The sequence below is a fragment of the Dyadobacter subterraneus genome, assembly GCF_015221875.1.
Lineage (GTDB): Bacteria > Bacteroidota > Bacteroidia > Cytophagales > Spirosomataceae > Dyadobacter > Dyadobacter subterraneus.
The window spans coordinates 432,342-445,102 of record NZ_JACYGY010000002.1; the positions used below are offsets into that span (position 1 = coordinate 432,342).

At 39.2% G+C, this 12,761-nt stretch carries 13 protein-coding genes; 1 reads left to right on the forward strand and 12 read right to left on the reverse strand.

All coding sequences use genetic code 11. The features are described 5' to 3' along the window. Window positions 1-250: 250 nt before the first annotated feature. Entirely contained in the window at window positions 251-790 is a 540-nt protein-coding gene (locus IEE83_RS27180; RefSeq protein ID WP_194123910.1) for an NADPH-dependent FMN reductase, read from the forward strand. Between the two features lie 32 nt (window positions 791-822). Here the strand turns inward: IEE83_RS27180 and ftsZ are convergent, their stop codons facing one another. The 12 genes from ftsZ to IEE83_RS27240 all read right to left on the reverse strand — a co-directional run bounded on the left by ftsZ (window position 823) and on the right by IEE83_RS27240 (window position 12,707). Then, complete coding sequence (gene ftsZ, locus IEE83_RS27185; RefSeq protein WP_194123911.1) at window positions 823-2,250, reverse strand: cell division protein FtsZ; 1,428 nt, start codon at window positions 2,248-2,250, stop codon at window positions 823-825. A gap of 45 nt (window positions 2,251-2,295) precedes the next feature. After that, a complete protein-coding gene (gene ftsA, locus IEE83_RS27190; protein WP_194123912.1) occupies window positions 2,296-3,645 on the reverse strand; it encodes a cell division protein FtsA in 1,350 nt (449 codons plus the stop codon). A gap of 15 nt (window positions 3,646-3,660) precedes the next feature. Continuing rightward, window positions 3,661-4,437, reverse strand: a complete 777-nt coding sequence (locus tag IEE83_RS27195; RefSeq protein ID WP_194123913.1) for a cell division protein FtsQ/DivIB — start codon at window positions 4,435-4,437, stop codon at window positions 3,661-3,663. Window positions 4,438-4,462: 25 nt separating this feature from the next. Then, window positions 4,463-5,854 (reverse strand): UDP-N-acetylmuramate--L-alanine ligase, encoded by a 1,392-nt coding sequence (murC, locus tag IEE83_RS27200; protein WP_194123914.1) that lies wholly within the window; start codon window positions 5,852-5,854, stop codon window positions 4,463-4,465. 38 nt (window positions 5,855-5,892) lie between these two features. Next, complete coding sequence (murG, locus tag IEE83_RS27205) at window positions 5,893-6,990, reverse strand: undecaprenyldiphospho-muramoylpentapeptide beta-N-acetylglucosaminyltransferase (RefSeq protein ID WP_194123915.1); 1,098 nt, start codon at window positions 6,988-6,990, stop codon at window positions 5,893-5,895. 8 nt (window positions 6,991-6,998) lie between these two features. Beyond that, window positions 6,999-8,153 (reverse strand): FtsW/RodA/SpoVE family cell cycle protein, encoded by a 1,155-nt coding sequence (locus tag IEE83_RS27210; protein WP_194123916.1) that lies wholly within the window; start codon window positions 8,151-8,153, stop codon window positions 6,999-7,001. 7 nt (window positions 8,154-8,160) lie between these two features. After that, a complete protein-coding gene (gene murD / locus IEE83_RS27215) occupies window positions 8,161-9,510 on the reverse strand; it encodes a UDP-N-acetylmuramoyl-L-alanine--D-glutamate ligase (protein WP_194123917.1) in 1,350 nt (449 codons plus the stop codon). 141 nt (window positions 9,511-9,651) lie between these two features. Then, on the reverse strand, window positions 9,652-9,978 hold the full coding sequence (gene mscL, locus IEE83_RS27220; protein ID WP_194123918.1) for a large-conductance mechanosensitive channel protein MscL: 327 nt from the start codon (window positions 9,976-9,978) through the stop codon (window positions 9,652-9,654). A 37-nt stretch (window positions 9,979-10,015) separates the two neighbouring features. Beyond that, the gene (locus tag IEE83_RS27225; RefSeq protein ID WP_194123919.1) at window positions 10,016-10,972 is read right to left on the reverse strand and encodes a DUF3078 domain-containing protein; all 957 of its coding nucleotides are present in this window, start codon (window positions 10,970-10,972) and stop codon (window positions 10,016-10,018) included. 22 nt (window positions 10,973-10,994) lie between these two features. Continuing rightward, on the reverse strand, window positions 10,995-11,822 hold the full coding sequence (locus IEE83_RS27230; protein ID WP_194123920.1) for a mechanosensitive ion channel family protein: 828 nt from the start codon (window positions 11,820-11,822) through the stop codon (window positions 10,995-10,997). A 52-nt stretch (window positions 11,823-11,874) separates the two neighbouring features. Continuing rightward, window positions 11,875-12,060: a hypothetical protein gene (locus tag IEE83_RS27235; protein ID WP_194123921.1), complete on the reverse strand. Its 186-nt coding sequence runs from the start codon at window positions 12,058-12,060 to the stop codon at window positions 11,875-11,877. A gap of 5 nt (window positions 12,061-12,065) precedes the next feature. Continuing rightward, on the reverse strand, window positions 12,066-12,707 hold the full coding sequence (locus IEE83_RS27240) for an RNA polymerase sigma factor (RefSeq protein ID WP_194123922.1): 642 nt from the start codon (window positions 12,705-12,707) through the stop codon (window positions 12,066-12,068). Between the last annotated feature and the right edge of the window lie 54 nt (window positions 12,708-12,761).

The window sequence follows — 12,761 nt, forward strand, 5'->3', positions numbered from 1 at the left end:
TTAATATCTTTGATTATAGCTTGTAAACAAACCTTTTATCTAACATTCATGATGAAATCAGGGGTCAAATATACTAATAAATGTTTGGTATCGTCAAGCTGTGATTGAGTATTGGCCTTCAGCACTTTGTCCCGGCACGGTTTATTGATAATTCGTTGCGAACAAAAAATAGTTTTAACTTGTTGCCTAATTCAATTTATCAAGACCCACAACGAATTAACCAAACGATTTCCATTCGTATATTTTAAGTATGTCAGCCATTTCCCCTATTGTGATCATTGTTGGTACCAACCGGCCAAATTCCATGTCACGACGTGTTGCAGAATATTATCAAAAACTTCTCGCTCAGTCCAACACTTCAAGTACAATTCTCGATCTGGTTGATTTGCCCCATGACTTTACTTTCACCGCACTGTATGGAAATAGTGGAAAGAATGACGCATTCAATACATTAAAAAGCCATATTGACGGAGCAGAAAAATTCATTTTTATTGTACCAGAATATAACGGCTCCTATCCTGGTGTCTTAAAAGCTTTTATTGACGGTCTTCCTTATCCAAACAGTTTTACCAATAAGAAAGCAGCACTTGTTGGTTTATCTTCCAATATGCATGGGGCGATTGTCGCGCTGAGCCACATGAATGATATTTTCAGCTATCTGGGAATGAACACGCTTGCGCTTCGCGTAAAACTTGCCCAGATTCAATCCCATTTTGTTGATAATGAAATAACCAATCCATTATATAAAGAGTTGCTTGAAATTCAGGCAGAACAAATCATCCGGTTTTAAAAAGAAAAGGAGCCTAATGGCTCCTCTCTTTTTTATTTTAACCAATGTTGTTCCATTTCATTTGAAGGAATTGAAGGTCGTTTCCACAATTCAATGTGGCTGCGACGATATGCCGGTCCTTCAAGATCTCCCCATTTCACCAAACCTCCCTGGAAAGATTTGATCATGGCCTGTAATTTTGCAGTTTCTTCGTTAGACCATTCATTGCTTTCTTCCAGATCTACATACGAAACATGTGTATAAGCTCTGTTGTCCATTGCAATGATATTAGGGTCTACCATAAAATCAATCGAACTTGTAGCTGTATTTTCTTCCAATTCCTGGGTAAGAACCATTTCAGGAGCTGTTTCTTCTACAAAAGGTATTTCTGCTACAACTTCCTGCGTTTGCGTTTTTCCTGTAAAGCCATTTTTCAGTTCAATACCAGGAATCGGAGATTCAACGCTGTCAAAACCTGCAGCTACAATTGTAACACGAAGTTTATCTCCAAGAGAATCATCCGTAATTGTACCCAGTTTAAACATTCTTGCTTCACCGCCAACCTGCGAAAGTACATAACGCCAGATTTCGCGCTGTTCTTTCATTGTAGCTTCGCGCTTTTTGCTGGTCGCAAGCGTTACAAGAATACGTTTTGCACCACGGATATCACGATCATTCAGAAGAGGTGAATCCAATGCTTCTTTAATAGCCAGCTGAGCACGGTCAACACCGGTTGCCTCAGCCGTACCCATTACAGATTGTCCGGCATTTTTAAGAACTTTTTCAACGTCCTTGAAATCCGTATTTATATTTCCATTGGTTGTAATGATCTCGGAAATACTTTTTACAGCATTAAGAAGTATTCCATCCGCCTCAGCAAAAGCCTGAGTCAATGTCATATCTTCGTAAAGCTCTTCCAGTTTATCGTTCAATACAACCAGTACAGTATCGCTAAATTCTTTCAGCTGTTCAATACCTTCCAGAGCTTGCTCTTTCTTGTCAAGTCCTTCCCAGGTATAAGGCGCTGTAACAACCGCTACGGTAAGTTTGCCCATTTCCTTGGCCAACTGTGCAATCACAGGAGCTGCCCCGGTTCCGGTTCCACCACCCATACCAGCCGTAATAAAAACCATCTGCGTAGAACCTCCGAGCAAAGCTTTTATTTCTTCGATCGTTTCAAGTGCCGCTTCTTTTCCTTTTGTTGCATCTGTTCCTGCTCCCAGTCCCTGGGTTAAGGTAGCACCAAGTTGAATCTTTACGGGTACCGGGCTATTTGCCAATGCTTGTCTGTCGGTATTACAAACAGCAAACTCTACATCTTTGATTTTTTTCTCAAACATGTAGTTGACGGCATTACTTCCTCCGCCTCCAACGCCTATCACTTTGATGATAGCAGGTTCGGACATGACTCCGTTGGTTTCCTTAACGATTTCGTTCACAATGTAGTCCTGGTCTAAAGAGTGCAACAAATTTTTATTCATAGTCCGGGGTTGTTGTTGATATTAGTGCAATTTCTTCCTTTACTTTCAATAGTCTCCAATACTGTCATCCTTGCGACCAATGATGCGGTCCCAAAACGAGCCGTCATCTTTTGGTACTTTTTTCAATTCTTTTGGTTTAGTCTGTGTTGGGGTTTCTCTTAACGGGGCACTTAGATGTACAGGAGGTTTACATATTGATTTTATGCGCGGATCAATTGACTTAATACCAGCCCAGGCTAATCCTATCGCAGTGGAATAGGAGGTATTGCTTACAGCATCGGCTTTGGCAGTATGTGCCAGACGTTCGGGCAATCCAACCCGAACAGGCATATTGGTTACTTTTTCAAATAAAATTTCAATTTCAGGAATATTGGCCGTTCCGCCAGTCAGAACGATTCCGCCAATAAGGTTTTCTTCGTAACCGGATTTAAGGATTTCAGCATAAACCATCGCTGCAATTTCCTTAAGTCTTTCTTCAATAATTAATGCAACATTTTTCTTCAAAACCTGTTTTGGTGCACGACCTGCCAGGAAATTAACCAGCACTTCGATATTCAACGGAACGTCTGCAGAAATCGCTACGCCATGTTCTTTTTTCAATTTTTCAGCATTGCCCAATTGAATTCCGCAGCCAGTACGCAAATCCGCTGTGATATGTCTGCCGGCAACCGGGAATGATGCTATATGACGAATAATACCGTCATAATAAATAACAAGATCCGTTGTATGATCACCGATATCAACCATTGCAATACCAGCTTTCATTTCGCCCTCATCCAAAACAGCCAGGCTGGTTGCAAGAGGTGCGTAGATCATTTTATCAAATTTCAAATGAGAATCTGCTTCAAGAAGACTCTTTTTTGTTCTTTGAATGGATTGATTATTTGCTGAAACAATAAGAAAATGTCCACCCAATTTTATTCCTGTTCTTCCCACCGGCTGACGAACGCCCATAGAACTGTCAACAACAAATTCCATAGGTAAAACATGAAGCACGTCATAATTTGCTTCTGTTTTTGCCCTGTACATATCATCAACCAACTGGTCTACATCTTTTTGGGTAACTTCATCACCGGTGGATGAAGTGGGTCGTATCACACCGTCACTCTGTGGAGAAACTCTAACGTGCGATCCGCTGAAACTTACATTAACAACACCTATATCCAAATCAGAACGTGAAGACGCCTCGTTCAATGCTTCACGAATTGCGTCTCCCACCTGCATTATATTTTCAACCGAACCATTAATCACGGCTCCTTCAGGCACAAGAACCTCACTAAATCCCAAAATCTCAATATTGTCAAAACGAGATCCCGTGGATGTGCCCTGTGCTGCTACTACGGTAATTTTCGTGCTTCCAATATCTACTCCTACTACAATATTATCCTGTGCCATGCTGATGGTGAATTATTATTCACAAACTATTTGATTTTGAAACTTAACACTAATTTTTGAAAATCTACTCCAGTCTTTGCTAAGTACATTATCATAAAAAATACGAAGTTTACTGAATTTCGATTCAAAATCTTCTGCCATCCCTAACTCCACACGCTGATCGCCTAAAACTGTGGTTAACAGGACTTCTCCGTCTTTATCCACATACATTTCTGCAACCTGCGCTTTCCAAAATTCATTGGTATTCAAAAAACGAATCAAATCCATTACCATTACCCCCTTTTTCGTCTTCATTTCTTTCGAACTGGTAAAAAAAGGACCTGAAACCAACAGCGTTCTGGCTGAGAAACTTTCAGATAATGGAAAAAAAACGCCTTCGTCATTTATATAGTATCCCGAGGTATTTCGCCACTCTCCACTTTTGGAAGTATTGATCCATCTTGCAAGTGGTTTTTCCTGCTCAACTTCTACGACGATGTTACCCTTTAAGTCACGAAAAACCTGACATTTTTTTACAAGTTTATTCTTTCGCACCCTGTTTTCAAGGTCCGAAAGATGAACATCCCGCAATCTGCTACCTAATAATGGGTCTCCTCCATTCTCAGTAAGCAGCATTTGAATATCTGTTTTATCCAGAAAATGCATCCCAGAATCACCATCAACGGTGATGATAATGTTGTTACATCGCTGATTACCAAGGCGACTCTCCGCCATGCCGATTCCGGCAATAGGCAAAATAAGCCACAAGCTACGTTTAAGCAAATGCCAAGAATAGTCAAATTTACGTAACATCTTAGTAATTTTAAAAACGCGGTGACTAATTATTACTAAATGGGTTTTGGAGAAGGATTTTAATTGGCTCCACAAGGGTGTCAATATCACCAGCACCAATTGTCACTACAATATCAGTATTTAATTTCGGTAAAAGGTCTAAAACATCTTTTTTGCTTACCAAATTTTTATCTTCGATTGTTATTTTATCCAATAACATGTCAGAATTTACTCCTTCAATTGGTAATTCTCTGGCCGGATAAATCTCCAAAAGTAACAATCTGTCAACCATCGAAAGACTTGCCGCAAAACCGTCAGCAAAATCCCGTGTTCTGGTGAATAAATGCGGCTGGAAAATTCCTGTCACATGCCTTCCCGGATATAGTGCTTTTACCGATGATAAAAATGCTTCGATTTCTGCCGGATGATGGGCGTAATCGTCGATGTAAACTTTTGAAGGTAATTCAACCTGATATTCAAAGCGCCTTTTTACTCCTTTATAACTTTCAAGCGCACCTTTTATATTTTCAGAAGAAACGCCCAAATACAAAGCTACGGCACTGGCTGCAAGCGAATTTTCAATATTATGGTAACCCGGAATTTTCATTGCCACGTTTTCAATAACACCTCCGGGATGAACGACGTCAAAAACGAATCTTGCATTTTCGATCCGGATACGATCTGCGTGATAGTCTCCTTCTTTCAATGAATAGGTAAAAACTTTTGCTTTTGTACTTGAAGCCAGATCAAGTCCTTTTTTCATAAACAAAGCCCCGTCTTCATCAATCTGCCCGACGTAATCCCTGAAAGATTCCAGAACATTTTCATGTTTTCCGTAGATATCAAGATGGTCAGCATCCGTAGAAGTGACAATAGCAATTTCAGGAAAAAGTGTTAAAAATGAACGGTCAAATTCATCAGCTTCCACAACACAAACCACTTCACTAAGATTTTCGGTTGGTGCATTAAGCAACAAATTGGTACCATAATTCTGGGTAATTCCTCCCAGAAAAGCAGTCGTATTTACATCAGCATATCGTAAAATATGTGCGACTAGTGAAGATGTTGTCGTCTTTCCGTGCGTTCCTGCCACTCCTACCGTTCTTAAATTCTTTGTCAGCAAACCTAATACCTGTGATCTTTTCAGTATCATAAAATTTTCCTGCCTGAAATAATTCATTTGCTTATGCTGAACCGGAACGGCCGGCGTATAGACAATCAGCGTTTTTGACGGATCGGCAATAAATTCTGCTGGTATAGCTTCAATTTCATCTTCCAGATTAACGGGAATACCCTCAGAAATCAGCGTTTGTACAAGTGGTGTCAAAGTTTTGTCATAACCCGCCACCTGAAACGAATTCGCCTTAAACCATCTGGCCAAAGCACTCATACCAATTCCGCCAATTCCTACAAAATAGATGTATTTCCATTCATTCATAAAAGCCTAAATAATGTTTTGTTATAATAATTTGAACGCTACTTGATTAATTTCAGCACTTCTGCCGCGATATCATAAGCAGCCGTTGGTTTAGCCAGTTTTTTGATATTTGTTTTCAGTTCATTCTGCCTTTTTTCATCTCCCAACAAAGTCAATGCGCCTGGGATTAATTCCTCCGCCGCACTTGAATCTTTGATAAAAACAGCCGCGTCCTGCTCCACCAGATTCATCGCATTTTTAGTTTGATGATCTTCCGATGCAAAAGGAAATGGTATCAAAATTGTTGGTTTCACCGCCAGACATAGTTCTGAAACCGACAACGCCCCCGCACGCGAAACCACAACATCAGCAACCGCATAAGCCAGATCCATTTCATAAATGAATTCAAAAACTTTCGCAGCATCGGATTTTAAGGTTGAAACAGTTTCCTGCGCAGTACGGATAAATCCTTTTCCTGTTTGCCACAAAACCTGATATCCGGCTTTTACCAGATCTCCAATACCTGCATTTAAACTTTCATTAATGGATTTCGCTCCCAAACTTCCTCCCATCACAAAAAGCGTTTTCCGGTCATCTTGAAATCCAAAATAGGCCAGCGCCTCTTTTCTTTTAGAAGTGACATCAACAATATCGCTTCTCACCGGATTTCCATAAACTCTAATCTTTTCTTTTGGGAAAAAAGCTTCCATGCCGGGATAAGCCACACAGATTTTGCTGGCTCTTTTTGCCAAAAGTTTATTTGTTATTCCTGCGTAGGAATTTTGTTCTTGTATAAGGGTTGGTATGCCAAGTAAAGATGCGATCATTAATAAAGGTCCGCTTGCAAAACCACCAACACCAACGGCGACATCCGGTTTAAAATCTTTTATAACTGATCTGGCTTTCCACAAACTACTTGTAAGCTTTACGGGAAAAGCCAGATTATCCAGGGAGATTTCTCTCTTAATTCCTACGATTGGCAAACCAATAATTTTATATCCGGCACGCGGCACTTTCTCCATTTCCATTTTGCCAAGTGCTCCAACAAAGAGAATTTCAATACCCGGTTCAATTTCTTTCAGCGCATTGGCAATCGCTATGGCAGGATAAATATGTCCGCCTGTACCGCCTCCACTAATAATTACTCTTTTTGACATAAGTATTGTTAAATCTTTTGCTCATCCATTTTTTCTCCCCGGCTGACGCTTAGGATCATGCCCATTGCAACTCCGGTAAACAACAGCGACGTTCCACCCTGACTAAAAAACGGTAGCGTCTGACCAGTTACTGGTACCAATCCAACTGTTACCGCCATGGCAGAGAAAGCCTGACTAACGACTACAAAGGTTAATCCGGCTGATAATAATCCGCCAAAAGGCCGTTTGGTTGCTTCAATGGCTTTTAGTCCTCGGAATAATAAAATGAGATATAATATCATAAGCGCTGTCCCGCCCAATGTTCCGTATTCTTCTACTACGACCGCAAAAATAAAATCCTTTTGAGGTTCTGGTAAAAATCTTCTTTGCCGGCTTTTCGCAACGCCTTCGCCATAAAGTCCACCTCGGGCCATGGCCATATAAGATTGCTGCGATTGGTAAACCACCACATCTTTATCTAAAAAAGAAGATATCCTGTTTTGAGCGGTGTTAGACCTTTGTGTAGAATTCAGCAAAATCGCAACTCCGGCAAAAAACACCAGTCCCATTGCCGTAAAAAGCAAATAGTGAATAGGTACCTTTCCAACAAACATTAATAAAAAGCAGATACCGGCAAGCATGAAGGCGGTTGATACATTACTCGTAAAAATCAATCCGCAAACTACTCCGACAAGTGCCAACGGTTCCATAAATAGCTCTCTGGTATTCCATCCGCCTTTGATATGTCTTGCAAGAATAAGGGATAAATGTGCGATCAAAGCCACTTTTGCCCATTCTGATGGCTGGAAACGTTGTCCGATTATCGGTATTTCAATCCAGCGTGAGGCTTCATTAACAGATCGTCCAAAAAACATAGCAAAAATGAGCAGCAAAATAGAGCTCCATACTGCCATTCTTGTCACATACACAAATTTTATGTAGGGGATGCGATGTACAAAAAACATGATCAGCAGTGAAAGAAAGCATAATACGGTATGTTTAAAAAGGTAATATTCCGTATTTCCCTGTTTCACGCTGTATGCATCTTTTACACTCGCACTATAAACCACAACGATACTAGAAAGCAGCATGCCAATACAAATGCCCCAGATCCAGGGATCTCCTTTAAGATTCCTGGAAAACCATGCCTGGGTTTCTTCCCTTACTTTTTGAAAACCATCCATGTTGCTGTCACTTGCTTGTTAAGTTCCTAACGGCTTGTTTGAATTTCTCGCCCCGGTCTTCATAATTTTTGAATAAATCAAAGCTCGCGCAGGCAGGAGAAAGCAATACAATATCTCCCGGAACACTCCATTTCTGAGCCTGATTTACGGCATCCTGAACGTCTTCTGTTACATAGATTTCAGGTACAATTTCGCCAAAATATTCTTTTAATTTCTTATAATCAGGCGATAGAATAATCAATGCCTTCACTTTCTTTCTTACCAGTTCTTCTATCTGGCTATAATCATTTCCTTTATCTACACCGCCCGCAATGAGCACAATCGGCTGCTCAAAACTTCCTAAAGCGTAAAAAACAGAATCCACATTGGTGGCTTTTGAATCATTCACATAAGTTACACCATCCAGAACCAACACTTGCTCCAAACGATGAGGCGCATTAACAAAACTCAGTAAACCGCTTTTTATTACTTCATGACTCAATCCAACAGACTGTGCGACAAGAATTGCTGCCAATGCATTAACGGCATTGTGTGGACCTTTTATTGGAAGTTCTGAAAAATCCTGTTCGTAGTGTTCATCTTCTCTTTGTGAAACCAGTTTCTGGTTAGCCAGATATCCACCTTCCGTAATTGTATCTTTTAAAGAGATAGCCCATTTTTTAGGCAGCACCGTTCTTTTCAGAAGTTCCGAAATGATAACTTCGCTATCCGAGAAATAAATAAAATCGTCATCTGCTGTCTGATTCTGAATGATATTAAATTTCGAATTGACGTAGTTTTGAAAATCGTAATTGTAACGATCGAGATGGTCTGGTGTAATGTTTAATATTACTGAAATGTTTGGATGAAAATCAACGATATTATCTAATTGGAAACTGCTGATTTCCAGTACATAATAATCAAAGTTTTTTTCAGCTACCTGCCAGGCAAAACTTTCACCGATATTTCCGGCAAGGCCGACATTCAGATTTGCTTCGCGTAGAAGATGATAAGTAAGTAAAGATGTTGTCGTCTTTCCATTGCTTCCGGTAATTGCAATCAGCTTTGCTTTTGTATAACGGGATGCAAATTCTATCTCTGAGATAATTGAAATCCCTTTGGCTGCTAATGCCTGAATGATAGGTGCTTTGTCGGGAATTCCCGGACTTTTCACCACTTCATCGGCTTTCAGAATCAATGATTCTGTATGAAAACCTTCTTCAAAATTTATATTTTCGCGAAGTAACACTTCACGGTATTTATCACTGATTGGACTGCGATCCGACAAAAAAACTTCGAATCCCTTTAATTTACCAAGTATTGCCGCCCCTATTCCGCTTTCTCCGCCACCTAATACGACGAGTTTTTTCTGCAACATATTTTAGAATTTTAACTAGGAAGTAAAGTACGCAGATTAATCGCTTTCATGGAAGATTTTTTTACGCTTTCTTCAAAAAACTCTCACAAAAAAAGGGGCATGAAATCATGCCCCTTCTATTATATATATTTTTGGAAAGTTTCAGACTGGTTTTTTCTCTGAAAGTCTTAAACGATTTGCCACTTTAACGATCAGGAAAATAACCCAGGCAATGATCAGGAACTGGATAAGCGTTTGAAGAAAATTACCATATTTAATGGAAACTTCCGGTGTTTTGTCAACTGCTTCTTTCAGTACAATTTTCAACTGGGTAAAATCAACTCCCCCAATGAGTATCCCCAGAATAGGGTTGATAATGTCTTCAACCAATGAAGTCGTGATTTTGCCAAATGCTGCACCAATAACAACTCCAACAGCCAGATCGAGCACATTGCCCTGAGCAATAAACGTTTTAAATTCCTGTAGCATAATAGTCTAAGGTTAAATGTATGTGGGATAAATCTAATTAAAATGTATACAAAAACCCAATACTTAACCCTTGTGCAAACTGAATGTCATCAACCTGCGATTTATTATATATTATTATTGCTCCTAAATTGACATTGAAATATTTAGCGATTTTAGCCGTCACCATGGCATCCAGCCTGTGATCATTCTTAAATTCTTTCTTATCCGTGATCTGATTTTTGTTGTAGGCAGTAAACAATTGATATCTGAATTTAAGATTCAAATCCTTCACTACTTCCTTATCAAAATTGGCAACCAACTGCACGATACCCACTTCATTATGGAATCGTTTCCCAATTTTAACACCATAATTTTCAGGAATATTCAGATACAAATTTTTGTCTGAAACAATTGTTTGACGAACGGCTCCCGGAGCAAGATCTATAAAAAAGTAAGGAGCAGGGCGGTATTCAATACCAATGGCTTCTGTAAGGTAGGCCGGTGCAAATAGTCCGGAAACTTTTTTCTTGGCACCTACGGAATCCGGTGAAGTTGAATAAGTATACCCATTTGCGAACTGCGACAAAAGGTTAAAATTTGCAAATAAACTCCATTCCTTAGTAAGCTCGTAATTGTATTTGGTATCAAAAAAAATGCGGTCAAGATTTTTGCGGCTTCCCTGAGATTTGTTTTTGACAATACCGTATTGAGATTGAAAATCATTTCTCCACGAATGTTTTCCCGTTCTCTTTTCACTAAGTGCATTGAATAAAGCACCGAGCGCGATTGAACTTACACCACCGCCCGTCCAGTTGGAGCTGAAAGAGCCTTGTGTAACGTTTACTCCAAATTCTATCTTTTTCCAGGTTGTATCTCCCTTGACTTTAAGTCTCGATCCACTCAAAGAATTCGTAAGATCGACCTTTTTTGTGATATCATCCTGTGCAAAAGCACTTTTGAATGTGACAAATAATAAACAAATAATTAGTGTGCGAAATGTGGTTTTGAAGTTCATGCGCATTCAAAAATTTAACGTATTAATTAAAAATTTCAACCTGCCGGGTCTGAAAAAACTGTAATGGCAGTATTGTGGTTGTGGTGTCGTTTACAATGGTTACCGTGGTATTATCAATTTTGGTAATGACACCTTTGACGTCATCAATCTTGATAACCTGGCCTTCTTTGTAATTCTTACGACTATAAAATGAAGAAATGATATTAGACAAAACATCTTTCGATGCGATACCGTAACCCAATGAAAAAGATAGTATTACCCCGCCAATTACAAGAATAAAGCTGGATTCAAGCAAGGTAGTTTCAATGCCGATTTGTCCTAGTGCACTGATAAATGTGATAATCAGAAAGAAGACAAATGCAATATTTCCAATTAGCTTGGAAGAAGGAATATTGAAGGATTTACATGTTGCAACGACAGCGCCTTTTATAGCGTCTGAAATCATAATTCCAATTTGAAGCATAACTGCCGCGGCAATCAGTTTTGGAATAAAATTAACTAACGATAGGACCATACTTGTGATGGCATCCACGCCCAAAGTTTCAGTTGCAGCCGTCAGGAAGATTAACAGAATAAAGTAATAGACAACTTTTGCGACAATGTCACTAAGTCTGATTTCCGTTTTAAGCTGTTTAATTAAGCCAATTTCATTCAATTTGTCTCCGATTCGGTCAAATCCAATCGAACTCAGCACTTTTCTGATTACGATTGTCACCCCTTTTGCAACCAGATATCCAATTGCTATGATGATAAAACATCCAATAACCCTAGGGACAAAAATTACAAACTGGTTGATTAAGGTGTTAAAAGTGTTAACTAAAATTTCAGAGATGTTGGGAAGGTTGTTCATATGTAGAGAGTAAAATGTGTGTTTGCAACTTGTAATCTTGGTGTCCGGCGTTTTATAAATCAGTATCCTCAATGGAAAGACTGACAACCAGGGTATTCAAAAAGTGTTCTGTAAAGTGTTCAACCACGTGCATGGTATCTCTGATGGTATTTACTTCTGAAACCAATGCTCTTTTAAGGTAGGCTGGTACTTCCTCAGTAGACTCTAAATCTTTAAAAACTGTATTTCCTGAGGGCATATTTTTCAGCTGTTTATAAAATATCTGATTAGTTCTATCATTTTGACGAAGAATATACCCAGGAAAATAATTGTTTCAAGATATTTCTTACGCAGCTTTTCGCGCGATCTCAGCAGACGCATTTTTACCGCACTTTCGGTTATTTTAAATATATCTGCAATATCCCTGATACTGAGGTCATCGGTATATTTCATGAATAAAATACCCTTTTCATCGACAGTCAGGTGATCCAGCGCGGTTTTTAAATTTCTCGCCTCAATGTCGTCTCCGTCGAAAAGATTATTAAGATCAATATCATCAGAAACCTCCATTGGTTCGTCCTGATATACTTCACCTCTTTTCTTGTTAGATCGCAATTGGTCCATACAGTGGTTGTATGTTATCGAATACAGCCATGTAGAAAATTTGGCGTCTTCTTTAAAGGTACCCAGCTTGAATATCAGTTTTAAAAAGATATCGTGTGTGAGATCCTCAGCTTTTGCCGAATCTTTTATAAAAGATAAGCACTTGTGATAAACCTTATCAGCATATCGCGAGTACAATTTTTCGAAATAGTGGTTACGCTGCGTATCCACGAATAATTTCACCAATTCTTCGTCAGTGTAATTATTTTCTTTCAGTTCTTCTTTAAACGTTTTGACTGCCATACATGTAAAAAGTAACAGAGCAAGCCTTATTTAGTGTGTAAAAAATATTTTTGT